We start from the raw sequence: 24,073 nt of genomic DNA on the forward strand, positions 1-24,073 counted from the left end.
ATACAAAATGAAAATAAAATCGAAGGGATTCTTAAAGAAAATCTCGGCCGCGTTAATTTTTACTGCGGCGATTCCGGCTCTCTCTTTTGCAGAATCAGCTCTTGCCGGAAAGACTTATTCAAGCGTAAAAAGCAATTATAAAGACGTGCCGCTTTTATCGATTACTTTTAACAATGATGGAACTGCTGTTTTAAAACAAAGCAAAGTAGAAAAAAGCGGCGACTGTGAGACAAGCGAACGCATTTTAACTTTTACGGAAGACCCACAGAATAAAAAAGTTCGTTTTTATGGACAAGAATATGAATACACTGAAAACTCGCTTGATTTTTACCACAGCTTAGCCGCTGGCAGTGATACTGTAACTCTTTTTAACGATGCTGCTGAATCAAAAAAAGTTCTTTCTGGAAACACTTACGCGCAGGGATTTTTTGACGGGGATGAATATGATTATGCATTCGTAATGGCATTTAATTCAGACGGAACTGGCGACTGGCATATGGGAGGAAATGGAACACTGCCAATTACATACAAAGAAGACTGTGAGCGGGGAGTTTTTTCTGTTTGCATTAATGACAGACTGGATGAAGATGAAGAACCCTATGAAATAATTTGGAGCGGAAAAATCGGTGACAAAAATATTTCCTTTGAGTTCGATGGGGTGATTTTCACGCTTCCGCAGGGAATCGGGAATATAAAAAAGGCGTATAACGCTTACGGCATAAAAGTTGGTGATACAAGGCAGGTTTCTGTAAAACAGGGTAAAAAGAGAATAAAAAAGAACGTAAAAGTTACTTGCATAAAAGAGTATGATGCACACGGCAATATAATCAGGGAAAAATATAAAGCCTATGATGATAATCTCTCTGAAAAAAAATATAAAAACTCTTATGATGCTAACGGTCTCTTAACTCGGGTAGAAGGTTCTGATAAGCAAATAAAAAAATATAACTCTAAAGGGCAGATTGTTGAGAAATATCGTGCTGGTGAGGAGAAACATGGAACTAGGTATGAATACAACGACGACGGTGAGCTTATATACGAAGACGACAGTTCCTTACCTACTCGCTACACATGGAAAAAAAATGCGGACGGAACAAAAACACGTTCTGGCGAAAATAGCTACGAAGATTCAAAAGTTACTTATGATAAAAACGGAAGAGTTATAAGTGAGTCTTCTTCTGCTGGTGTTTCAACTACCTATGAATACGATTCTAAAGGAAATGTAAAACATTCAGTTCATTCAACCTGGTGGAGAGGTAGCGAAGAAAAAGAAGATACTCTGTATACGTATGAATATGATGAGAATGGAAACTTTACTTACCGTAAATTCGTAAAGAAAACTATTTCAAAGGGATATACCCCTGATGGTGATGTTCGTTCAAGCTCTTCAACAACAATTAATGAAGTCTGGTACGAATATTTTTATGACGCAAACGGAAAGATTATTCTTAGCTTTGAGTTGCAGTAATTTAAAAAAGAGGCATTTATAAAAGGGGGCATATATGAGTGAAGATAATTCACAGGAAAAAGAATTATGGGTCTCAAAACGTATTATTGAACTCATAAGCGAAGGAAAAACTGCCGGAGACGCGAAAATCCAGGCAGAAGCAGAATTTACAGTGAAGCAGCAAGCTTCAGGAGTCTCTGTTCCACCAGCAACGGATGTACCTGCTCAAAAAGGCGAGTCATATTTTGATGGCGGATTATTGCAGCTTTTAGGCTGGAGTTTTCTTGGCGGGTTTGTAACAGCCATAACTGCCGGAATTTGTTCCCCATTGGCATTTTGCTGGCGATATTCATGGGAAGCAAAGCACACCGTAATTGACGGACGGCGCTTAAAATTCACCGGTACAGCCGGAGGACTTTTTGGAACATGGCTCCTCTGCCTGCTTTTGTGTTTAGTAACACTTGGAATCTACACTTTCTGGGTTCCGATTAAAATCAAAAAATGGCGCGAAGCAAACACTTTCTTTGAAGATGAAATTCCAACATTCTCTGCAGAACAGAATCTTCGTAAAGAAAAGGCAAGCTATTTTGACGGCGGCCTCTGGCAGCTCATTGGATGGACGCTTCTTGGCTACTTAATTACTGTTTTTACAGTCGGAATCTGTTATCCTTGGGCTGTACAAATGCTTTACAGCTGGGAACAGCGGCATAAAGTTTACTGTAAAAACCGCTGTACTTTTGACGGCACTGCAATCGGTCTCTTCGGCAACTGGATTAAATGGCTCTTGCTTTCAATCATCACATTTGGAATTTATTCCCTTTGGCTTCCAATCAAAATCATAAAATGGAAGACTAAGCATACACATTTACTCGCAGATACAGGCTCTGCTGACGATGCAGAAAATCTTACACCGGAAGAACTTGCCACAAAAAAAGAAGAACAGCAAAAAATTCTTCATTTTGCTTATTTGGGCGGTGCCGCAGCGATTATTGTAAGCCTGTTCATTTTCAGCAAAATTTATTTAATGCCTTATTCCCCATTTATGGAAAAGAGTTCTTCACTCGGTACGGCTTTGTGTGCTTTATTCTTGCCACTTGCATTTGCATTCGGAATGATTGCCTTAACGCTCATAAAACTTCCAAAATTAGCGATTGCAAGACTTGTTCTGCCGATTGCAACACTAATTGCAGTTATTCCTGCATTTAAGTTGGGATACATGCCATTCGATAATCCACTCTATGTTTTAAAACTTCTTCTCCTTGTTGCGGGCGTTGTTGTTGCGATTGTAAGCTGGGTAAAAAATCGTGATTACGAGTTTACTCCGAAAAATCCAGACCAATTCAAAAAAATTGCGCTCATAGCTTCTATAGCTCTTGGTGTAGTTTGGCTCGGTGTTTTTGGAACAAGATTTGCAATACAGCTTAAAGTGGCTGCAGAAGAAAAAGCTCGCATTGCAGCAGAGAAAAAAGCCCGCGAAGAACACATCGCAGAACTTGAAGCAAATGCAAAGTTTGAAATGATTCAAGTAAACGGCGGAACTTTCCGCATGGGCGACAAAAACAATTCTGCCGAACGACCAGTTCACAAAGTTACTGTAAATTCATTCTCGCTTGGAGAAACAGAAGTTACTCAGGCACTTTTTGAGCTTGTTATGGACAGGACGCCGTTTGAATTCAGAGGATATCACCTGCCTGCCGACACAATAAACTGGTACGATGCGATTGTATTCTGCAACAGACTCAGCAAAAAAGAAGGGTTGACACCAGTTTACAGCGTAAACGGAAGCACGAATCCTGACACTTGGGGTTACTTGCCATGCAGAGGAAACGCATTTTATAGACGCATCGAATGGAATCAAAATGCGAACGGCTATCGCCTGCCAACCGAAGCTGAATGGGAATATGCAGCCCGCGGCGGCGAAAAGAGCAAAGGCTACAAATTCAGCGGAAGCAATAAGATTGGCGAAGTCGCATGGAATGTTGACAACAGCAACGACAGAACGCATGAAGTAAAGACGAAATCTCCGAACGAACTCGGATTCTACGACATGAGCGGAAACGTTTATGAATGGTGCTGGAATGTATACGAAGATTATACTTTTAAAGCCCAGGATAACCCGAAAGGCCCTGACAGTGGTGAATTGCGAGTTCCACGAGGCGGAAGTTTTGGTAACGGTGCCAAGTGCCGCGTTTCAAACCGCTATGGCGGTGCTCCGGAATACGGCGACAAATTCATAGGTTTCCGCGTAGCACGTTCAGTCAATAACTGATATGTCTAAAAATTAAAAATTCTAGCCAATATATTTTATTAAAAATGGCTAGAATCATAAAAATATATTTTGTATTTTTCCCGCTTGCTCAAAAGCTGGAAACTACAAAATATATTTTCGAGAAAATTCGCAAAACCTCAAAAAAATATTTTTTTATCTGCGCTAAAAATGAAAATCTAACAAATTATATCTGAGCTAAAATCTTTTCCACGGCGTTTAATGCTAGCTCTGAGGTTTGGACAAAACGTTCCCTGAATTCGGCAGCTCCGCCTGTAACGCTGTCGGCAACGGTTTTTATAATCAGGTTCGGAATATGATGAATGTCTGAGACTAGCACGATGGCCGCACTTTCCATGTCGCAAATGTCCGCTCCGAACTGGTTGTGGAGTTTTTGTTTTGCTTCTGCCGAGGCTATGAATTTGTCGCCGCTCGCCGCGGTTACAATAGGGAGTTCTGGTAAAATTTCGTGTGCCTTTTTTACAATCTCGGCGGTGGTCGGCAAATAAATGGTTGGGTAGTCGAGATGGCGGCCTACCTCGCAGTTGTCTGCCGCGCTCGTGTCAAAATCGTAATGCACAACGCGGGAAACGATGCAGGTTCTTGCGCTCGAAAGCTCTTTTGTTAATGCTCCGACCACGCCAAAATTTACGAGAAGTTCGATTGAATATAAATCCACGAGCATCTGTACCGCCGCCGCAGTGCGAATTTCTCCTGCTTCCGAGTGGACAAAATGAAATCTAAAATCGTCTTTTTCGACCGTGTAGACGCGAAAAGCCCCTCGTGCTTCTTCCGTGTATTTGCCCGCGTATCGCGAAAGCACAGCCTTAATTTCTACTGCAACTACAACACCGATGTTTTTCATATTGCCGATTTTTGCTCCCTATCAGTTTGCTTATAATTATTTATCTGCTCTTCAAAATTCATTCATCATAAAATTGCTGAGTATCTTTGAGGAAAAGAGTGTAATTTGCTTTCATTTTATTTACAGTTATCAAAAAAGTCTAATTTTATATCTTGCAGAGCAAAAAAATGCTAAAAAATGAAATTTTGTTATTTTTATGCACCCAAAAATTGGGGTTTTTTGTATTATCAAAAAAAATTAAAAATAAGAAGGAATAATTTAATGAAAAAGATAACAGGGGAAATGTATAAAATGAATTGGCTTAAAAAACTTTTACCACTTTGTGTGCTTGTTTTCTGTCTTTCAGGGTGTATATTCGATGAATATGAAGTTAAATGCACTTTTTCTAATGACACTGATACTGAAATTACAATTCTAAGTGTTTCAGAAGAAACTGATGAATCGCTGCCAGTTCAACTTCAAAGCGGACTCAAAAAAACTTTAGGTTATTCACGCTGTGCCGAAAACCTTGACTTTGAAGTTATGTACAAAGAAAAAAAATATCGTGGTTATACAAATTACGTTCAGGATTCAGCAAAATACACAATACGCATTTATCTTGAAAATGGTCAGTTAAAGAGTAGAACATCATGTAATAGCAGTATTGTAGAATTGACAGAAATATCAGATTAAGAAGGCTTTGCATTTTTATGCAGGCGAAACTTTTTCTTTCAAGTGTGCATTTAACTTTCCATATTCTCGTGTATAATTCCCCGTATGAAATCACAATTGACCACACTTTGCTATATTGAGCGGGATGGCTGCTACTTGATGCTGCACCGCGTTACAAAAAAGAATGACATTAATCACGACAAATGGATTGGCGTGGGAGGGCATTTTGAGAAGGGCGAAAGCCCGGAGGAGTGCCTTTTGCGCGAGGTTCGCGAGGAAACCGGCTTTACGCTCAATTCATTTGATTTTCGGGGAATCGTTACGTTTGTTTCGGACGACGACCCTGCCGAATACATGTGCCTTTACACGTCCGAGGATTTTTCGGGAAGTCAGCTTGAATGTGATGAAGGAAATCTTGAATGGGTTCCGCTCGAAAAAATCGACTCGCTTGAGCTTTGGGAGGGCGACAGAATTTTCTTAAATCTTTTAAAACAGAAAGTTCCGTTTTTCTCACTCAAACTCGTGTACAAAAACGGAACTCTCGTTAAGAAGATTCTTGATGGGAAAGACCTTTAGGCTTTGCTCAAAGCCTTTTCGTATTTTCTGTCCTTCGCTTCTTTTGCAGGTCTGTAGAAAATCGCCACGTTTCCGATTGTGCGAACGTGGGTAGAATTTGTTTTTGCTTCGATTTCTGAGTCAAGTTCGTGCCTGCTCTGTGAGATTTCTTCTTTTGACTCGGAACCAGCGAGGCTTTTTAAAATATTGTACTTGATTTTAATAAGCTCGTGGCTTGCAATAAGCGTGTTGATATGCTTTACCTGCTCCTCTGTGAGTCCTGCTCCGCCAATCTGGATTAGCGCTGAGAGCGGCTGTGCGAATTTTTCCAGAACCTTTCTCTGTTTGCTAGTTAATTCAATCATAGAATAGATTTTATCTTTTATAAAAACAATTGAAAAGCTATCTTTCAAGATTTTCTGCGTTTCGCTATAATTTGATAAAAAGAAGTCTTTGTACATTTATAGAGGAATATCATGCCAAAAATTGAAGTCAACGAAAAACTTTTTTTCAATCTTCTTGGAACAAAATACGATTACGACACATTGGAAAAAAAACTTACTTGCGGAAAGGCCGAGCTTGACGAAAAGCCGGATATGAGCCAGAGCGAGGATGAGCGTGTTATCAAAATCGAGTTGAATGACACTAACCGCCCTGATTTGTGGTCTACTGGCGGTGTTGCTCGTCAGCTTCGTTTGCACGCTGGCGCAAAACGCTCTGACTATTCAAAATTCATGTCACGGGCAAATGCCGTTAAAGATTGTGGAAACCGCGTTATTACGGTTGACCCTGAGCTTTTAAAAATCCGTCCGTTCATGGTGAGCTTTGTTATTTCTGGAAAACCGATTGACGATCCGATGCTTAAAGACATTATTCAGACGCAGGAAAAACTCTGCTGGAACTTCGGACGCAAGAGAAAGACGATTTCCATGGGCGTTTACAGAATGTCTCAGATTCAGTGGCCGTGCCATTATAAAGCCGTTGACCCGGACAAAACTTCTTTTGTACCGCTTGCCTGCGATTCTCCAATGACTTGCCGACAGATTCTTACTGACCATCCAAAAGGAAAGGATTTTGGATGGATTATCAAAGACCTCCCTAAATTCCCGTTGCTCACCGACGACAAAAACGAGGTTCTTTCAATGGCTCCTGTAATCAATTCTGCGACTCTCGGAGCCGTTGAGGTTGGCGACAAAGACCTTATGGTTGAGCTTACGGGCGACAACATCGAGAATCTTATTCTTTCTGCCAATATTGTGGCTTGTGATTTTGCCGATGCTGGATACGAGATTCTTCCTGTAAAAGTAGTTCATCCTTATGAGACAGGGCTTGGAAAGGAGATTACGGTTCCGTTCTACTTCCAGAAATCAACGAAGGCAACTCTTGCCGCAATCAACAAAAAACTCGGCTGCGACCTTACGAAAGCAGAGGTGCTTGATGCGCTTTCCCGCATGGACAACGACGTTACGGCAAAAGATTTTGATGCGACTGAAAAAACAGCAAGATACCTCAAGGCTAACAAGAACGACGTTGAATTTGAGCTTTATCCGGCTCCGTACCGAAACGACTTCCTCCATGAAGTTGACATTATTGAAGACGTGATGATTGGAGTTGGACTTGATTACTTTAAGCCGGTCCGCCCGAACGATTTTACTGTAGGCCAGCTTTCGCCGGTAACTTTGTTCAGCCGCAAGGCAAAAGAAATTATGGTGGGATTGGGCTATCAGGAGATGATTTTTAACTATCTCGGCTCAAAGAAAGACTACATTGAAAAGATGAATATTTCGGACGAGAAGGTTATCGAGATTTTGAATCCGATGAGCGAGAACTATCAGTTCGTTCGACCGTCGATTATCGCGTCTTTGCTCAGGGCAGAAAGTGCCGCTGCAAATGCAATCTTCCCGCACAAGATTTTTGAAATCGGAAAAGTTGCGTTCCTTGAGCCTAGTGAAAATACAGGAACAAAAACGATTCAGTCTTTGGGATTCCTTACCGCTTCTAACAACGCAAACTTCAACGATTTGGCTTCTGAAGTCAGCACTTTGCTTTACTATCTTGACCACAAATACGAGGTTAAGGAGTCTGATGATCCTAGATTTATTCCTGGCCGCCAGGCTGCGATTATCGTTAACGGAAAGCAGGAAGGAATCTTTGGAGAAATCCATCCGCAGGTTCTTGAGAATTGGGCAATCACAGTTCCTTGTGTTGCCGGCGAAGTGAACGTAGAGGCTCTTATGCCAAAAGAAAAGCCTCATTCAAAGGCTGCTCCTAAAGAAACTAAAGGCGAAGTAAAAAATCAGCCTTCACCTGCAGAAACTGACCCTGCCGCTTATTATGACGAGCACGTTCAGCTTCTCGTTGCAAAAATCGAGAAAGTTGAATGCAATCCCCAGGGTGACAAACTCTACATCGAGACAATGGACGACGGTTCTGGAACACCTCGAATCATTCAGTCAGGTTTGCGCCCGTACTTGAAGGAAGAGGAACTTTTGGGACAGCACGTAATCATTGCGGCAAACCTTGCTCCTCGCAAAATGAAGGGCGTTGAAAGCCGCGGAATGCTTCTTGCCTGCGATTACACTGAGGACGGAAAAGAAAAAGTAGAACTTCTTACGGCTCCTTGGGCTGCTCCTGGAACTGTAATCACTCTAGAAGGAAGCAATTTTAACGGCGAAAAGCCTGCAAAAATTGACATCGACAAGTTCTGCAAGGTTGACTACAAAGTTTCTGGCCACACGGTAATGATTGCCGGCAAAAAGGCTCTTGCCGACGGAAAAGAAATTAAAACCGTAAAAGCAGATAACTGCGAAGTTTGCTAATTTTTAACACTTTATAAATCGAGGTCGGGTATTTTGCCCGACCTTTTTTCTAGAAAAATATGGAAGAATCAGCTATTCAGGAAAAAGCGGAGCGAATCCGCGACGTTATCCGCTACATAAGCAAGTTCCGCAATGCGGCGGTGGTAATTCATCTTGATGACAGGGTGATAGACTCGCCTTTATTTTCAAATCATATTCGGGACATTTCTTTGATTCACGAGGCCGGATTGAAAGTTATAATCGTGCCTGGCGCACACAAAAGAATCGACAATATTTTGAGTCAGAACGGCATAAAATGGACGATGAAGAACGGAATCCGAATCACGACGCCGGACGCAATGCCAATAATAAAGAATGCTGCGTTTGATGTTTCGAATATCGTTATGACGAGTCTTGCCGGGGAGCATCTTACCGCCGTAATCGGAAACTGGGTTCGTGCGCGGGGAAAGGGCGTTCTTTCTGGCGTGGATTACGGAACTGCCGGAGAAATTGACAAACTTGACGACGAAACGATTCAGACCGTGCTCGACAACGGTTTTATTCCGATTTTTCCGTGCATTGGCTGGAGTCTGAACGGAAAGCCGTACAACATTTCTTCCGTGGAACTGGCTTCTCAAATTGCGATGCACATGAAGGCCGACAAACTCTTCTATCTTCTTCCGGACGCGGAGCTTTCCGAAAAATATTTTACGATTCCTTGTGAGCAGGGACGAACTGAGTCTGGCTGCATTCCTGCCATGAACATTGAGGAAGTCGGAACTTTTCTTGCGTGCAACAAAAAAGCCGACAAGGTTAAGCTAAAGGACGCGGACAAAGATTATTTTGACAGCATGATTTCGATTGTGAAACTTTCTCGCGAGGCGGTTCTAAAAGGTGTTACGCGAGTTCACGTTTTGAACAGCTCGCTTGAAGGAACTCTTCCGTGCGAGATTTTCAGCGACTTTGGTTCGGGTACGATGATTTATTCCTCGAACTACGGAAAGATTCGTGCTATGCGTCGAGAGGATATTCCTGCGGTCATGTCGCTTATTCGTCCGTTCGTCAAAAAGAAGATTCTTCTTCCGCGCACCGAGCAGGATTTTGAGGCAACGTACAACGACTACATTGTTTATGAGCTTGACGGAGCCGTTCGTGCGTGTGCGGCACTGCACATTTATGACCGCACGCAGGCGGAGATTGCTGGCGTTGCGGTTGACGAGTCTTGTGCGCACATTGGCGTTGGCCCGAAGATGATTCAGTATTTGATTGAAAAAGCAAAAGTAATAAATCTTGCGAGCGTATTTATTTTGACCACGCAGACTGCCGACTGGTTTGAGCGTCTTGGTTTTGTTCCTGATTCTGTTGAGAATCTTCCTGCTGAACGTAAAAAAATCTGGAATCCAAAACGCGGTTCCAAGCCGTACAGACTGAATATTAAATAAAGAATCTGCGAAGAATTCTGTGTGGCAATGAAGTTTAGTGTATAAATTTCGACACAGATGAACGCAGATAAACAGAGATAGGTCACAGATAAATGAAAGTGCGAGCCTGCGAGGCGAGCACAAAACTTCCCCCACAAAACGCGGCTCTCGTTGCCGCCGCGTTTTGTGAACACTTGCGAGTTGTCCCACCAGAGCGCGAGTTTTCCGTTAGGAAAACTCGCGGGAAACGCACAAGTCGACTTGTATCTGCAAAGTGAACTTGTAGCGTTTCCGTTGGTTGAGTAGCGAAGCGTATCGAAACCACACCAACACAAGCTCACTAAAATTCTATCAAACCAAGTTTTTCAGATTTTGCCAACCTCATGCGGAGAACCTGACTTTAACAGGTAGGGAGCTGGTTGCCGAAGGCAATTCGACTCATGAGATGAGTCGAAAAGCGAGTCTCGGAAAAATCTAAGATTTTTCCGCAGCTTGTGCCACAACTCCATAAGGGCATAAAAAAAGACTTCTGATTTCTCAGAAGTCTTTCGTGCGGAGAACCTGACTTGAACAGGCACAGCTTGCGCCACTAGCACCTCAAGCTAGCGTGTCTACCAATTCCACCATCCCCGCAAGGTTTCTATACAATATACGCTTTAATAATTTTAGTCAATACGTTAATATTTAAAAATCGAAAATTTTCGAAATATTTTTATAAAAAAGGAATCCTGAGGAAATTATGAAATCAAAACTTTCTTTAATTCTTGCCGCCTTGCTTTCAACAGCAGGAGCTTTTGCGCTTCCTGGAACAAAGCAGTCCGTACCAGATTCATCAGGGCAGTTTGTTTATTACAAAGACGCGTCTTTTGCCCGCGAATCATATCTTGGAGTCATTTACTATGATGAATCAACTTATGCCTTCCGTTATGTGGCCCCACAAATCAACGACAAAAAAAATCCTAAGCCTAAGCTTGAAATGCAGGTTTTTCTTACAGTCAATCCGGAAAGCGACAAACTCGATTTTACTGGCGAGCGTGTAGAACCTTTCCCGCGCTCACAGGAAGAGACTGACATCATCAATTATATCCACGATTTTGCTTATGAAATGACATCTAGACGGCAGAAAGTTGGTCTGCTCGAAGAGAAAAAAACTGTCAATCAGGATTACGAGCAGTTTGGTGGATTCGTCAAAATTGAATACGATCCGATGATTCCGGTTTTTAACGTTTCAAAAATAATCGATGCAGGCGGAAAAGAAGCTCTTTCAATCGTGACGGCTGGTCAGCTTATTTCTTCGAGTGATACGAGCTTTCAGACATTTGAGGGAATCCCTGATAAGATTACCGACAAGGCACATTCGTTCAAGCCGAACAAAAAGGCAAAGAAAAACAAGATTACGATTGATGACGAGAATGCCGGAAGTCAGGAATTTACGCTTGATTCTCAGTGGGAGCAGAAAAACGGCATGAATCTTTGGACGCTTGGAAGTGTTGCTACGATTTCAACGGTGACAATAAATGCCGGTGATATTTCAAAAGCAAAGATTTTGCGAACAATTTTGCTTGGCCGTGACCATTCTTACCCGGACTGGGCATCGCTAAAAATCGATTCTTCAAAAGACGGTACGATTTCTGTAAGTCCTGTTTATTACAATGCTGATTCAAATTCTTTTCTGTACAATTTTAAGGTTATAAAAGAGTTGAAAGGCGGCTCAAACAGCATTTTTGATTTTTCAGTATTTGCCGGGGCATACACGCCGAATAAAAAATACTTTAACGAAATTTTGAATTCATACAAGACTGTAAAATAGCTGTAAAATTCAATCACCGAATGTTTTGATTCGGAATCTCTGCGCTTGCTTGGTGCATGAGAGCCCGAATCAAGTTCGGGCTGACGGTATGGAATTGAGTTTTTATTTGAAGCTTGCCCTTGAAAGCGGGGTGCCAATCCAAATGCCCTCGCTTCCGAGATATTGTTTTTGCTCGCCTTCCACCAAAAACTGCACGGAACTTACCGTTGAGAATTCTGTGGCGGTATAAACGACTTGCATGAGTTGTGTTTGGTAGCCTTCCACGCCAAATCGGTTGAACTCAAAATTCTTGTTGAAATTCAAGTAAGCTACTCCGTCTTTTATGCTTGCTGAAATGAGCCTTGTTTCTTCTGGAATCAGCGTTGTGCACCCTTTGTTTTCTTCATCGTCGCTTGGTCCCTGCAGAAGCAATTTTATGTTGTTTGTGAGAGGCGAGGGCGTTTTTACAACTTTTCTGGAAACTTCCCGGCGGCTTATAACTCCGTCGCTGTTGATTTCGGCGAAGCAGAGCTTTGCGGAAGTCATTTTTACGATTTCTGTGGACGGAACTGGCTGTTCTGTGATTGTTTGCGTGACTGACCTTGAAGTTGCAATTGCGTTTTCTGGAATTTTAACTTCTGAAGCGGCAATTTCGCTGTTTTCGCTTGCGTCAAATTCATTTTGTTGCGTTGGAGAATTTTCCGAGTTGACCGCTTCGTTCAAAAGCTCGTTTTGCGCTGCGGAAAGTTCAGTTTGTGAGCTGGTGCGTGAAGAATCCGACGCTTCTTCGGATGAAGATTCCGTATTTTGCATTAGCGAGTTCAAATCTATTTTTGGGGAAGATGAATCAGAATCATCTCCCTGTCTTAAATTTATTACGACATCACCGGAATCTGCCGGTTTTTCTTCTTTTTCTTTGTATTCCGCAATGAATGTTGGCGTGGTTCCGAAAATCCGTTCAAAAAAGTGTGTTGATTTTAAGTTGCTTTTTATGCTGTCGAGTTTTAGCGCAAAAATTATAAAAATCACGAGGATACATAAAATCCAGATTCCTATGACTATTAGGGCTTTTTTACTTTTTGAACTATTTGAGTTTTCATCTTTTTCTTTCATAACTTCTGATTATAACAAATTTTCACCGTTTGGTTTATATAACTGCACTTGAGAACCATAAAATAAACCGATAAAATATTTTTATTCTCGACTTTTTAGAGAATTTTAATGGAGATTTTAAAATGGAACAGCAGCCAGCAAAAAAGTTTGATTTGATTACATTCGGAGAGACAATGCTTCGTCTTTCGCCACCTTCAAACGGACGTATTTTCCGCAGTGATGTTTTTGAGAAACATGCTGGTGGTGCGGAGCTTAACGTAGCTTCGGGTGTTTCTCTTCTAGGACTCCGTTCAGGAATTATCACACGTCTGCCTAGAAACGAGCTTGGAACGTTCGTAAAGAACCGAATCCGTTTTTCGAGCGTTTCGGACGATTTTATTATTTATGATGATTCTCCTGACGCGCGCCTTGGAATTTATTACTACGAGAACGGTGCGTATCCGCGAAAACCTACCGTAGTTTATGACCGAAGGCATTCTTCAATCACAAAAATTAAGTCTGAGGAAATTCCAGATGACATTTATGGAAAGACTCGGATGTTCTATACTTCTGGAATTACGCTTGCATTGAGCGAAAATACGAGAAAACTTGCCCTTGAGCTGATTCAGAAATTCAAGGCGGCGGGGGCTAAAATCGCTTTTGACGTAAATTATCGTGCGAACCTTTGGGACGAGGACACGGCTCGCGAGACAATCAAAAAAATCTTGCCGTTCGTTGATTTGCTTTTTATTTCTGAAGAAAGCTGCCGCAGAATGTTCCAAAAATCTGGCACGCTGGAAGACATGCACCGAGAATTCTGCAAGGATTTCCCGAATATTCAGTACATTGCTTCTTCTGAGCGCGAGGTTATAAGCCCTAAAGTGCACTCGTTCACGTCGCTTGTTTATTCAAAGGCTGAAGACAAATTCTACACGGAAGAGCCTTACAAGGACATTGATGTTGTGGACCGAATCGGTTCTGGAGACGCTTATTGTTCAGGCGTTGTTTTTGGTCTTTTGAAATATGACGACCCAAAAAAGGCGATGGAATTCGGAAATGCAACTTGCGCCACAAAAAATACGATTGCCGGAGACCTTCCTCTTTCTGACTTTAACGAAATCAGTTCGATTATCAAAGCTCACCAAACCAAAGGAAAGCAGAGCGAGATGAATCGCTAAACTTGCTAATTTTTTTACAATAAAAGCCCTTTTTGCTGAAAAGTGAAAAATGCACTTTTTTTGCAGAAAGGGCTTTTCTTTTCTTCAAAATAAATCAATATTAGTATTATAATATACTTGTAAATTACTAGGAAATAGAGGGAATATATGAAGATTTCAACACGCGGACGTTATGCTCTCCGCTTTATGATTGATCTTGCACAGCATAATAATGGAGATTACATTGCGTTAAAAGATATTTCTTCGCGGCAGAATATTTCTATAAAATATCTTGAGCAGATTACGTCTCTTTTGAGCAAATTCGGATTTTTGTTGAGCACGAGAGGACCTAAGGGCGGTTATAAGCTTGCTAAAGCCCCTGACGCATACAAAGTTGGTGATGTTTTACGCATTACAGAGGGAAGTCTTGCGCCGGTTGCCTGTCTTGAAACTGAGAAAAATATTTGCGAGCGTTACGGTGAATGCAAGACTATTGCATTGTGGGAAGGGCTTTATAAAGTGATTAACAATTATCTTGACAGCATTACTATTGATGATTTACTCAACAAAGCGGAGCCTGGAAGCTTTGTGTATATGATCTAAAGGAAACGCTACAAGTCGACTTTAAAAGTTTGAGTTTGTTTTGTGCGTTTCCCGCAAGTTTTCCTGCGGAAAACTCGCGCTTCACTTTTAGGGATAGGGACGCTACAAGTTGACTTTAAAAGTTTGAATTGGCTTTGTGCGTTTCCCGCAAGTTTTCTGGGCAGAAAACTCGCGCTTCACTTTTAAGGGTAGGGACGCTGCAAGTTGACTTAAAAGTTTAAGTTTGTTTTGTGCGTTTCCTGCAAGTTTTCCTGCGGAGAACTCGCGCTTCACTTTTAGGGATAGGGACGCTACAAGTTGATTTAAAAGTTTGAGTTGGCTTTGTGCGTTTCCCGCGAGTTTTTCTGACGGAAAACTCGCGCTTCACTTTTAGGGATAGGGACGCTACAAGTTGATTTAAAAGTTTGAGTTGGCTTTGTGCGTTTCCCGCGAGTTTTTCTGACGGAAAACTCGCGCTTCACTTTTAGGGATAGGAAATGCTACAAGTTGACTTAAAAAGTTTAAGTTGGCTTTGTGTGTTTTCTGGCAGTTTTCTTGGGGGAAAACTGCTGGTCATGCTGAACTTGTTTCAGCATCTGTGCCTGTATAGGCAGGTCTTGAAAAGTAAATGTAAATCCGTTAGTATAATTACATACTTTACCGATAGGAAATTAAATAAAAGGGGGCCTGTATGGCGAATATTGCAACAAAAATTACTGATTTGGTTGGAAAGACACCGATTTTGGAACTTTCTAATCTTGAGCAAAAACTTGGGCTTAAAGCAAAAATTCTTGCCAAGCTTGAATATTTTAATCCTGCCGGAAGCGTAAAAGACCGAATCGCAAAGGCGATGATAGAAGATGCTTTCGCCAGCGGAAAAATCACGAAAGACTCCGTAATTATTGAACCGACTTCCGGAAATACGGGAATCGGGCTTGCCTCTGCTGCTGCAAGCTACGGATTAAAAATCATTTTGACAATGCCAGAAACCATGTCTGTTGAGCGACGAAATATTCTTAAAGCTTACGGAGCAGAACTTGTGCTTACGGACGGTACAAAAGGAATGAAAGGTGCGATTGCGAAGGCTGAGGAACTTGCCCGAACTACACCAAACAGTTTTATTCCTGGCCAATTTGAAAATCCTGTAAATCCTAAGACTCATTTTGAAACTACCGGACCGGAAATTTGGGAAGATACAGACGGAAATGTTGACGCATTCGTTGCTGGCGTGGGAACTGGCGGAACTTTGAGCGGAGTTGGCAATTTCTTAAAATCAAAAAAGCCTGACGTAAAAGTTTTTGCAGTTGAGCCTGCAACTTCTCCGGTTCTTTCAAAGGGAATTCCTGGGCCGCATAAAATTCAGGGAATTGGAGCGGGATTCATTCCGCAGACACTCGATACAAAGGTTTTTGACGAGGTTATTCCTGTTGAGAGTGATGACGCTTTTGCGGTTGGAAAGGAACTTGGAAAAACTGAGGGATTTTTGACCGGAATTTCTTCTGGTGCCGCTTTGTGGGCCGCAATTCAGGTTGCTAAGCGTGCTGAATTTGAAGGCAAAACGATTGTAGTCCTCTTGCCGGATTCTGGCGACCGCTATCTTTCGACACCTCTTTTTACGGAATAAACTGACTTAACTGGCGTTTAACTAACTTTAAAACTGCCGCGCACGAGCTTTCAACTTTGAAAGTTTTGTTCGTGGCAGTTTTTTTTGTCAACTAGAAACCGCGGAAAAATGCTAATTCCTAGAGGCTATTTTCTGGTTTTACTTTAAAAATATTAAAAATCTCAAGACGGAAAAATGATAAAAATCTCATTTTTGCAAAATAAAGATACTTTTTTGCATTTTATTGTCTTAAAAAACGATATATGCTAGGCTTTTCCTACTTATTGGAGGGTAAAATGAAAAAAATCATTGTCCTTATCGCGCTTTTGAGTTTTTTTGGAATGTCGGGATTTTCTGAGCAAAAATCAAAGAAGATTTTTATAGACAATCTTTATACCGTTGAACTTTATTATGATTTTGACGCAGGAAATTTAAAGCTCATGCTTTTTTCTGATAACCAAAGTCCTTTTGACGAGCAATATGCAGAAGATAACATTGCTGAAGTTATAAATGATTTTTTGAATGATAATGATTTGGAGAGCGTCAATCTTGAAAATTCTTCCAGAGATAGAAATTTTTTAGGAAGATATACGGTTGTTGAGCGGATTTATACGATAAAGAAACAATAAAATATCAAAAATTAAGATTAACGGTCGATAGTTATTCACAATGAGTGCACATCATGTGGATAACTATTTTTTTTGCCCAAGAAATTTTTCTAAACTAACGAAAGTTATCCACATGATGTTAACAATATGTGGATAACCCTGTGTAAAAGCTGTTAGAAAATGTGGAAAACTCTGTGGAAAAGTTGATAAAATTGTTGATAACTTCAAAAAAATTGTGGATTATTGTAGGATAACATTATGCAAAAAAATCTCCCTTACCACAAACAATTGGACTTAATCCTCGAGGAACTTTGTGGAAAAAATCCGCCAGAACCGAAGAAAAGCCTGCTTTTACATGCTTGTTGCGGTCCTTGCAGTTCTTATGTAATTGAATATCTTTCATCGATTTTTGATATTACAATCTTCTTTTACAATCCGAACATTCATCCGGAGACTGAGTATACGCGGCGTCTGACTGAACTAAAAAAATTCCTTACGGAGTTCCCGGATGCGCTAAAAAATAAGGTAAAGCTTGTTGTAGACAATTATAATGTTGAAGATTATTTTTCAGCAACTAACGTTCGTTCGGAACCAGAATTGCAAAACGAGCCTGAGCGAGGCGAACGTTGCCGAAGATGTTATGAATTCAGGATGCGACGAGCTTACGACTATGCCTGCAAAAACGGCTTTGATTATTTTACGACCACGCTGAGCATAAGCCCGCATAAAGATTCAAAGATGATAAATGAAATTGGAAAGCTTCTTGAACAAGGTGGTGAGCGAAAGGAAGGCTCCCCAAAATTCCTTCCGAGCGATTTTAAAAAACGCGGTGGTTTTTTGAGGAGCACTCAATTGAGCGAAGAGTATGGCCTTTGGCGGCAGGACTATTGTGGCTGTGTTTATTCGCAGGCACGCCGAGGCTAGACTTCGGAAGTTTTTATTGAGCTTACGGTAACGTAAGAATCTTCGGTTGAACCTGTCGTAAAGGCATAAAAGCCGAACCTTCCGCCGACCCAGTGGGCGTTTTCGAGGATGAACGGTTTTGATTTTATTTCGATACCGTCATCTACATCGAAGCTGAGTGTTACGTGTGCGGTTCGGTCGTTGATTTTTCTGAACGAAATGTTGTACTTTACGATTCCGACCGAGCCTTTGTACGGGTACATTCGTATGTTTTCAAATCGTTCTTCGTCGCCGTTCTCGCTTCCCACTGATTCCACGAAGGAAAAATAGACTTTGCCGTTTTCTTTTCCGATGGCGAGGGCTTTGTATTCATCGCCCAAAAAAACGATTCCCGCACAGCTGTTTTCTTTGAGGTGCGCGTAATCTATTTCACATTCGAAATCAAAATTTTCTGCATCAATTTTTTTTGTGAGCACGTTAGGGCTTTTCCAAATGTTCGGTTCGCCTGACTTTATTGTGGTACAAGCATTGAGCTTGATTCTGTCTTCGTAGAATTCTGCGTATTCGGCTTTTGGATTTGCAGAAAATTGAAAATCCAAAAATGGATTTTTCACTTCTTTTTTGTCTGAATAAAATCCGAATGGTTTTTCAAACTCTTTGTACGGTTCGCCTGGCGCTACTCCGCTTTCGATGGCCGTTCCGATTAATGGCCAGTCATTTGCCCAGCGCATTGGTTGGAGATGAGTGATTCTTCCGTAGATTCCGCGTTCCTGAAAATGAATGAACCAGTCTTTTATTCCTTTGGAGTTTGGTTTTTCGGTTTCTACCCATCCGCCTTGATGCGGTCCGTTTATAGCTGATTCACCCTGGACGAGTACGATTTTTTCTTCGTAAGGCCCGGTGATTTGTTTTGAGCGTAGAACTGACTGCCAGCCTGCCGAAACGCCTCCTGCCGGTGCGAAGATGTAATAGAATCCGTTTCTTTTGTAGAATTTTGGCCCTTCGATTGTTGGTTGCGTCTTTGTTCCGTCAAAAATAATTTTGTCGCCTGAAATTTGGGTCATTGTTTTTGGATCGACTTCAAAAAGGGCAAGTTTTGAATTGAATCCGATGCGGCTTTTTACGAAAGCATGAACAACAAAAAGTTTTTCGTTTTCCCAGATAGGGCAAGGGTCTTCGAATCCTTTTCCTCTTACGATGCATTTGAGCTCGCTCCATTTTTCGAGAGGATTCTTTGTGCAAGTGTAAAAAATACCTTCGTCTGGTGTTGCGACAAAAATGTAGAACATGCCGTTGTGGAATCTGATTGATGGCGCCCAAAGTCCCTTTGCGTTCTGTGGTTTGTCGTATATGGCAAAAGGAATCCGTTGGCAGGCATAATTTTCGAGCTTCCAGTTTACGAGATCCTTTGATGTAAGGATTGGAAGGCCTGGCATGAAGTTAAAGCTTGATGCCGTCATGTAAAATGTGTCGCCCACGCAGATTACGTCTGGGTCTGAATAGTCACAAACAAGGATAGGATTTTGATATTTCATAGTAATTTCCAAGGCTTTTATAAATTTTTTATTAGATTATGAAAAGAGAAAAATAAATGCAAGTCCCACCTAATTTGCAAACATTTAGAAAATAATAAAAAAAAGTCGTTTTATTTCAAAAAATTGTAATTTTTGTATTTTCCATACATGCGATATTATAAGCATAAAACAAAGTTCCAATAAAAAAGGGGGAAAATTATGAAAAAGTTTTCGAAATTAGCAATTATGGGTGGTGCATTGGCACTTTTACTTTCGTTCGGCTTTGTTTCTTGCTCGGATTCAGGCAGCGACGATTCTCCTGATACAAGCAAGAGTGCTGTAGAGACAAAAGCTACGGCAAAGACATATAGCTTTGCAGGCGGAACAAATGGTGTCGTTCTTGCAGACTTAGATGGATGGGATATGGCAACAAAAGATGTAATCTCATCTCCTGTAGCTTCTACCGCAACTGAAAAGACACTTTCTAACGGTGCTGTTCTTCATTGGAAAGGTGCAAAAGTAGGAACTTTTCGTTTCCGTTCAACACATGATGCAAATGCATCTTTGACAGAAGAAATTGCAAATGCAGCGACTGCCCTCAACTACAACGGTGGTTTGACAGACGGTGACTTGTTGAGCGGCGTTGACCTCTCAACTGTTGACCGCTATGTTGAGATTTCTGTTGACGGAGCTGGCACAGTAACTGCAACGGTCGATTTCAAAGGTGCAAAAGAATCTGATAATCCAACAGGTGGCCCTTTCAAAGCAGCTTTCGTAGACAAAGACGGAACAGTTCTTGGAACAGTTGCTTCTGATGAGGTTACCGCAAGCTCAAAAGATGTAACTATTACAGGTTCAGTCAGTGCAGCAGGCTCTGTTTACCTCGTATTCAGCCGTAACGGTGCGAAGAAAGGTTCAAGCGGAACAGGCGGATTGGATGTAAAGACAATCGCTGTAACACCAGCTGAGTAATCACATATAATCTTTTACAAAAATAGCAAGGGCTTTCCTCAAATCGGGGAAAGCCCTGTCTGTTTTGTAGCAGAAAAATCTACTAAGTTCAGACACTGGGTATTAGTTGTTTGTCGCTGTGATTGCGAAGCTCGAAATACCGCCCTTCATATTCTTAATACCCTTGCCAGCTGCCATATCTTTTGTTGCAGCCCAGTTGAAGCGGAGAGTATAAGTTCCAGCGGAAAGTTTTGTAGATGCGAGGGTTGCAGTCATTGCCTCTTTTGAGCCTTCACCCACATCACCTTTTGCAACCTCTGACGAAGAAGAATCAAGGATTACAATCTGTCCACCGAGGTTAGCAGATTGAGTATTGAAAGCACTAACATCAACAGAAATAGAAGCTTCAGTCGCAAGAGTGAATTTGTAGTCAACATAACCAACAACATCATTAGCCGAAAGTGCAGGTTTTGTAGAGTCATCTGTAGTACCAGCAATTACGATTCCGAATGAATCAGCTTTTGCATTTGTAGACGCCCAGGTGTAGTTGCATTTTTCCCATTTCGGATATCCATCTTTCAAACCGCCGAACTTATCAGATACATATCCGCCAGCCACAGCTTCCTGAACATCTGTGAACACATCTGTTGTCTTGGAAAGAGAGAGTAGGTATATTTTCTTCTGAAGAGCCATCATAACTAAGGACGACAGAACCGCCGTTATCGGAAGTACGCGAATTTGGTTATTTATCTGATTCGTGAGTGAAAAGGTTTTTCGTGGGATTGTCCGATAAATTTCGTATGAAAAGATTTCTGTTGAATATGATTTTTTTTGGATTTGTCGCGGCTTTTGCATGGAGCGAGGTTTCGCTCAAATATTCTGGTTCGGGCGGATATTCGCTTGTGGAGCGGACGAATCTTCGGCGATACGAGAACGGCAAATATGTTGGGCTTACAAGCCGTGAGGTTCGTTCGTTCATTTCGCCTGCGGACTCGTATGATGAGTCTAAGAGCGGCGAATTGTGGTTCGACGGAAATTTTTATGTTTCTCAGGACACTGTTAGAAATCAAAAAGTAGTCAGCACGGGAATACATGATTCAATTTCTTCTATATTCTATATTGGTTCGGACGGAAGAATGACTATGTACGAAGATCATGGTTTTCCGTCGTTCAGGAGTTTTCCTGCGTATTCGGCAGAGCCAGTTAAAATCGGGGATTCTTGGACGAGCCAGGCGGAGCGTGCTGTAGACCCAATGAACAGCGGCATTTTTACGAAAATCCCGGTGCTCGTTCAGTACACGCTTGTTGGCGAGGAAGTTTTTAAGGGCGAAGAGGTTTACCGCATAAAAGCGATTTGGCAAACGAATTATAATTTGCGGAATCAGGATTTTGCGGGAGACAAAAATTTAAAAAAGGCTCTTGGCGGTCACAAAGCGGACATTATCGTTTTAAAAAAGAGCGGTCAGCCGTTTATGATTCTTGATAATGTTGACGAGACGTTTTTTTATGATGACGGAATGCAGGTGAATTTTAAGGGAACGATAACGATGTTCACGGAATTTCCGGCGGCACTTGACCGTGACAAGTTGATTCCTGCACTTAACCGTATTGCGAGCGAGAAAAAATCTGGGCGTAAGGCAAAGGCTCTTGGCGGCGGAAGCGTGGGCGCAATAACCACTGTGAACCATGGCGAGAAAAATGCTGATGAAGGAAAGAATGCCAAAACAGAGGAAGAAGAAAGGAAAGCCGATTCTTTTGTGCAGGTGAGTGAATTAAAAAATTCGAAAGTTGATGAAAAACAAGGTGCACAAAGGGAAAGTAAGTTAAAATCCGAGGAAAAAAATGCTTCCGAGCTTAAAAGTGAATTTTCTTCGGGGGAGAAAAAACAAAAATCTTCTGAAAAATCAAATCAAAAAATAAAGTCTAAGACGCGGGATGAGCAAATTTTGGAGGCTGAAGAAAAGATTCGTTCGCGAAAAACCGGGGAACAAGCCCTTGATACGTTTGATGCCGGAGTTGCGGTTCAGCTTGAAAGTGCGAAGAACGACATGATTTTTGAGGAAACGGATTCGGGCTTGCGGCTCAGGATTCAGAATATCAACTTTCAGGCGGACAGCGCGGAGCTGATTTTGGGCACGGAAGGAAGCCGTCTTGATGACGTTGCGAAAGTTTTGAAAATGGCTCCGAATTCCAAATTTTTGATTGAGGGGCACACGGCGTCGGTGGGTAAACCTTTAGGCGAGCAGATTCTTTCGGAGCAGCGGGCCAGAAAAATTGCAAACGAGCTTGTAAACCGTGGCGTTAGTGCGGACAGTTTTATTGTTCGCGGTTGGGGCGGCAAAAAGCCTTTAATGCCGAATGACACCGCGGCGGGGCGTTCGATGAATCGTCGCGTGGAAATTACGATTCTTGAATAGAATTTGCAGAAAAATCTGAACGTTGAATTTGGCTAAAATCTATGATAAAATCTTGTGCATTTGTTCTTTTGATGATACAAGTGCCTATTATTTAAACAGGAGCTTTTTATGAAAGTCGTTGTTATTGGTGCTCAGTGGGGAGATGAAGGAAAAGGTAAAATCGTTGACTACCTTGCGGAAAATGCAAAATATGTTGTTCGCTATGCGGGCGGTCCTAACGCTGGTCACACGATTGTTGTTGACGGAAAACAGTACGCGCTTCATCAGGTTCCGTCAGGAATCCTCTATTCAGACAAAGCAGTTTTCCTTGGTGCCGGAATGGTAATCGACCCAGAGGCTCTTTTCAACGAACTTCAAATGCTCAAAGACAACGGAATTGATTGGGAAGGACGCGTTTTTATTTCTGACCGCGCACACATCATTCTTCCACGATACCGCCAGATGGACAAAGACCGCGATGCGGCTCGCAAACGTCCGATTGGAACTACCGGCCGCGGAATCGGAATCACTTATTCAGAAAAAGCACAGAGAGACGGTCTTCGCCTTGCAGATTTGGACTGGAAACAGAAAATGGACGAATTTGAAGGCGAGGATTTGGAATACCTCAACAAATACAAAGACAGACTGATTGAGATGCGTGTTGATTTGACCGCAAAAATGTACGAATACCGAAACGAGAATATTCTTTTTGAGGGCGCTCAGGGTGCAATGCTCGACATTGATTCTGGAACTTACCCTTACGTTTCTTCGGGTGCATCTTGTGCTGCCGGTGCTGCAACAGGATGTGGAATTGGTCCGCACGACCTTGACCAGATTCTTGGAGTGTTCAAGGCTTACGAGACTCGCGTAGGAAACGGTCCGATGCCTACAGAATTCAATGACGACGATGAAGCGGAAAGCGAGCTTTGCCGTACTGTACGCGAGACGGGGCGAGAATATGGCGTTACGACTGGTCGTGCCCGCCGTTGCGGTTATCTTGACTTGGTTGCATTGCGTTACGCTTGCCGAGTAAATTCTTTGGATTCCCTCGTGCTAACTCACCTGGACATTTACGACCCGATGGAACAGATTGAAGCGTGCGTGGCTTACGACATCAACGGTAAAATCGTAACAGACTTCCCGGCTGGTGTTGAGGACATGGAGAACGCAAAGCCGGTTTTGAAGAAATTCAAGGGCTGGAAAACTTCACTCAAAGAAATCCGCGAGTACGACAAACTTCCTGCCGCTGCACGTGACTACGTTGAATTCATTGAAGATTACTGTAACACAAAAGTAGGAATCATTTCCGTAGGATATGAGCGTGATGAGACGTTTATCCGAAAGAATCCGTGGCAGAAATAAAATATCCTGTCACATAAAATAGCAAGTAAATTGTCACCCCGAACATTTTGATTCGGGGTCTTTTTTTTACAGCCCTTGCCGTGCTCGACAACGGCACACGTTTTTGGCCTGCA

20 protein-coding genes and 1 tRNA gene are annotated in these 24,073 nt (G+C 42.0%); 15 read left to right on the top strand and 6 right to left on the bottom strand.

What is annotated here, in order from left to right; translation table 11 throughout:
- Nucleotides 1–7 precede the first annotated feature (7 nt).
- Together JI65_RS01140 and JI65_RS01145 are read left to right on the top strand one after the other, a co-directional pair.
- The gene (locus JI65_RS01140) at nt 8–1,468 is read left to right on the top strand and encodes an RHS repeat domain-containing protein (RefSeq protein ID WP_191013527.1); all 1,461 of its coding nucleotides are present in this window, start codon (nt 8–10) and stop codon (nt 1,466–1,468) included.
- Between the two features lie 34 nt (nt 1,469–1,502).
- On the top strand, nt 1,503–3,716 hold the full coding sequence (locus tag JI65_RS01145; protein ID WP_191013528.1) for a DUF898 family protein: 2,214 nt from the start codon (nt 1,503–1,505) through the stop codon (nt 3,714–3,716).
- Between the two features lie 184 nt (nt 3,717–3,900).
- Here JI65_RS01145 and JI65_RS01150 read toward each other — a convergent pair whose 3' ends face one another.
- Entirely contained in the window at nt 3,901–4,578 is a 678-nt protein-coding gene (locus JI65_RS01150; RefSeq protein ID WP_191013529.1) for a 5'-methylthioadenosine/S-adenosylhomocysteine nucleosidase, read from the bottom strand.
- Nucleotides 4,579–4,839: 261 nt separating this feature from the next.
- Here JI65_RS01150 and JI65_RS01155 point away from each other — a divergent pair, with 261 nt between their 5' ends.
- Nucleotides 4,840–5,250, top strand: coding sequence for a hypothetical protein (locus tag JI65_RS01155; protein ID WP_191013530.1), 411 nt, complete (start codon nt 4,840–4,842; stop codon nt 5,248–5,250).
- Between the two features lie 84 nt (nt 5,251–5,334).
- Complete coding sequence (locus JI65_RS01160) at nt 5,335–5,805, top strand: NUDIX hydrolase (RefSeq protein ID WP_191013531.1); 471 nt, start codon at nt 5,335–5,337, stop codon at nt 5,803–5,805.
- Here JI65_RS01160 and JI65_RS01165 read toward each other — a convergent pair.
- Nucleotides 5,802–6,197, bottom strand: coding sequence for a YhbY family RNA-binding protein (locus JI65_RS01165; protein WP_242457116.1), 396 nt, complete (start codon nt 6,195–6,197; stop codon nt 5,802–5,804). The two genes, JI65_RS01160 and JI65_RS01165, sit on opposite strands and share 4 nt — an antisense overlap.
- A 63-nt stretch (nt 6,198–6,260) precedes the next feature.
- Between JI65_RS01165 and pheT the strand changes: the two genes are divergently transcribed.
- Nucleotides 6,261–8,603, top strand: coding sequence for a phenylalanine--tRNA ligase subunit beta (pheT, locus tag JI65_RS01170; protein ID WP_191013532.1), 2,343 nt, complete (start codon nt 6,261–6,263; stop codon nt 8,601–8,603).
- Between the two features lie 59 nt (nt 8,604–8,662).
- Nucleotides 8,663–10,024, top strand: coding sequence for an amino-acid N-acetyltransferase (gene argA / locus JI65_RS01175; protein WP_191013533.1), 1,362 nt, complete (start codon nt 8,663–8,665; stop codon nt 10,022–10,024).
- A 530-nt stretch (nt 10,025–10,554) separates the two neighbouring features.
- On the opposite strand, the gene JI65_RS01180 is transcribed toward argA, so the two are convergent.
- A tRNA-Leu gene (locus JI65_RS01180) sits at nt 10,555–10,636 on the bottom strand.
- Nucleotides 10,637–10,742: 106 nt separating this feature from the next.
- Here JI65_RS01180 and JI65_RS01185 point away from each other — a divergent pair.
- Nucleotides 10,743–11,813, top strand: a complete 1,071-nt coding sequence (locus JI65_RS01185; protein ID WP_191013534.1) for a DUF7954 domain-containing protein — start codon at nt 10,743–10,745, stop codon at nt 11,811–11,813.
- Between the two features lie 102 nt (nt 11,814–11,915).
- Here the strand turns inward: JI65_RS01185 and JI65_RS01190 are convergent, their stop codons facing one another.
- The gene (locus JI65_RS01190) at nt 11,916–12,905 is read right to left on the bottom strand and encodes a GerMN domain-containing protein (RefSeq protein WP_191013535.1); all 990 of its coding nucleotides are present in this window, start codon (nt 12,903–12,905) and stop codon (nt 11,916–11,918) included.
- Between the two features lie 122 nt (nt 12,906–13,027).
- On the opposite strand from JI65_RS01190, the gene JI65_RS01195 reads away from it, so the two are divergent.
- The 5 genes from JI65_RS01195 to JI65_RS01215 all read left to right on the top strand — a co-directional run bounded on the left by JI65_RS01195 (nt 13,028) and on the right by JI65_RS01215 (nt 17,758).
- A complete protein-coding gene (locus JI65_RS01195; RefSeq protein ID WP_191013536.1) occupies nt 13,028–14,062 on the top strand; it encodes a sugar kinase in 1,035 nt (344 codons plus the stop codon).
- 147 nt (nt 14,063–14,209) lie between these two features.
- Nucleotides 14,210–14,644 carry an RrF2 family transcriptional regulator gene (locus tag JI65_RS01200; protein ID WP_191013537.1) on the top strand — a complete coding sequence of 145 codons (435 nt, stop codon included), beginning with the start codon at nt 14,210–14,212 and terminating at the stop codon, nt 14,642–14,644.
- A gap of 670 nt (nt 14,645–15,314) precedes the next feature.
- The gene (cysK, locus tag JI65_RS01205) at nt 15,315–16,247 is read left to right on the top strand and encodes a cysteine synthase A (RefSeq protein ID WP_191013538.1); all 933 of its coding nucleotides are present in this window, start codon (nt 15,315–15,317) and stop codon (nt 16,245–16,247) included.
- A 275-nt stretch (nt 16,248–16,522) separates the two neighbouring features.
- Nucleotides 16,523–16,855: a hypothetical protein gene (locus JI65_RS01210; protein ID WP_191013539.1), complete on the top strand. Its 333-nt coding sequence runs from the start codon at nt 16,523–16,525 to the stop codon at nt 16,853–16,855.
- A 237-nt stretch (nt 16,856–17,092) separates the two neighbouring features.
- Nucleotides 17,093–17,758 carry an epoxyqueuosine reductase QueH gene (locus JI65_RS01215; RefSeq protein WP_191013540.1) on the top strand — a complete coding sequence of 222 codons (666 nt, stop codon included), beginning with the start codon at nt 17,093–17,095 and terminating at the stop codon, nt 17,756–17,758.
- Here JI65_RS01215 and JI65_RS01220 read toward each other — a convergent pair.
- Nucleotides 17,755–19,272: a glycoside hydrolase family 43 protein gene (locus JI65_RS01220; protein ID WP_191013541.1), complete on the bottom strand. Its 1,518-nt coding sequence runs from the start codon at nt 19,270–19,272 to the stop codon at nt 17,755–17,757. The genes JI65_RS01215 and JI65_RS01220 overlap by 4 nt on opposite strands.
- 198 nt (nt 19,273–19,470) lie before the next feature.
- Here JI65_RS01220 and JI65_RS01225 point away from each other — a divergent pair, with 198 nt between their 5' ends.
- Nucleotides 19,471–20,223 (top strand): hypothetical protein, encoded by a 753-nt coding sequence (locus tag JI65_RS01225; RefSeq protein WP_191013542.1) that lies wholly within the window; start codon nt 19,471–19,473, stop codon nt 20,221–20,223.
- Nucleotides 20,224–20,325: 102 nt separating this feature from the next.
- Here JI65_RS01225 and JI65_RS01230 read toward each other — a convergent pair whose 3' ends face one another.
- On the bottom strand, nt 20,326–20,898 hold the full coding sequence (locus JI65_RS01230) for a hypothetical protein (protein WP_191013543.1): 573 nt from the start codon (nt 20,896–20,898) through the stop codon (nt 20,326–20,328).
- A gap of 104 nt (nt 20,899–21,002) precedes the next feature.
- Here JI65_RS01230 and JI65_RS01235 point away from each other — a divergent pair, with 104 nt between their 5' ends.
- A complete protein-coding gene (locus JI65_RS01235) occupies nt 21,003–22,619 on the top strand; it encodes an OmpA family protein (RefSeq protein ID WP_191013544.1) in 1,617 nt (538 codons plus the stop codon).
- Between the two features lie 108 nt (nt 22,620–22,727).
- Nucleotides 22,728–23,960 (top strand): adenylosuccinate synthase, encoded by a 1,233-nt coding sequence (gene purA / locus JI65_RS01240; RefSeq protein ID WP_191013545.1) that lies wholly within the window; start codon nt 22,728–22,730, stop codon nt 23,958–23,960.
- The last annotated feature ends 113 nt before the right edge of the window (nt 23,961–24,073 follow it).

This window comes from Treponema zioleckii (assembly GCF_014737315.1).
GTDB lineage: Bacteria > Spirochaetota > Spirochaetia > Treponematales > Treponemataceae > Treponema_D > Treponema_D zioleckii.

Coding starts and splice junctions, on each gene's coding strand:
- JI65_RS01215 (WP_191013540.1), top strand. CDS start 17,093: ATGCAAAAAAATCTCCCTTACCACAAACAATTGGACTTAATCCTCGAG.
- argA (WP_191013533.1), top strand. CDS start 8,663: ATGGAAGAATCAGCTATTCAGGAAAAAGCGGAGCGAATCCGCGACGTT.
- JI65_RS01210 (WP_191013539.1), top strand. CDS start 16,523: ATGAAAAAAATCATTGTCCTTATCGCGCTTTTGAGTTTTTTTGGAATG.
- JI65_RS01190 (WP_191013535.1), bottom strand. CDS start 12,905: ATGAAAGAAAAAGATGAAAACTCAAATAGTTCAAAAAGTAAAAAAGCC.
- JI65_RS01185 (WP_191013534.1), top strand. CDS start 10,743: ATGAAATCAAAACTTTCTTTAATTCTTGCCGCCTTGCTTTCAACAGCA.
- JI65_RS01195 (WP_191013536.1), top strand. CDS start 13,028: ATGGAACAGCAGCCAGCAAAAAAGTTTGATTTGATTACATTCGGAGAG.
- JI65_RS01145 (WP_191013528.1), top strand. CDS start 1,503: ATGAGTGAAGATAATTCACAGGAAAAAGAATTATGGGTCTCAAAACGT.
- JI65_RS01150 (WP_191013529.1), bottom strand. CDS start 4,578: ATGAAAAACATCGGTGTTGTAGTTGCAGTAGAAATTAAGGCTGTGCTT.
- JI65_RS01140 (WP_191013527.1), top strand. CDS start 8: ATGAAAATAAAATCGAAGGGATTCTTAAAGAAAATCTCGGCCGCGTTA.
- JI65_RS01235 (WP_191013544.1), top strand. CDS start 21,003: ATGAAAAGATTTCTGTTGAATATGATTTTTTTTGGATTTGTCGCGGCT.
- purA (WP_191013545.1), top strand. CDS start 22,728: ATGAAAGTCGTTGTTATTGGTGCTCAGTGGGGAGATGAAGGAAAAGGT.
- JI65_RS01220 (WP_191013541.1), bottom strand. CDS start 19,272: ATGAAATATCAAAATCCTATCCTTGTTTGTGACTATTCAGACCCAGAC.
- pheT (WP_191013532.1), top strand. CDS start 6,261: ATGCCAAAAATTGAAGTCAACGAAAAACTTTTTTTCAATCTTCTTGGA.
- cysK (WP_191013538.1), top strand. CDS start 15,315: ATGGCGAATATTGCAACAAAAATTACTGATTTGGTTGGAAAGACACCG.
- JI65_RS01200 (WP_191013537.1), top strand. CDS start 14,210: ATGAAGATTTCAACACGCGGACGTTATGCTCTCCGCTTTATGATTGAT.
- JI65_RS01155 (WP_191013530.1), top strand. CDS start 4,840: ATGAAAAAGATAACAGGGGAAATGTATAAAATGAATTGGCTTAAAAAA.
- JI65_RS01230 (WP_191013543.1), bottom strand. CDS start 20,898: ATGATGGCTCTTCAGAAGAAAATATACCTACTCTCTCTTTCCAAGACA.
- JI65_RS01225 (WP_191013542.1), top strand. CDS start 19,471: ATGAAAAAGTTTTCGAAATTAGCAATTATGGGTGGTGCATTGGCACTT.
- JI65_RS01160 (WP_191013531.1), top strand. CDS start 5,335: ATGAAATCACAATTGACCACACTTTGCTATATTGAGCGGGATGGCTGC.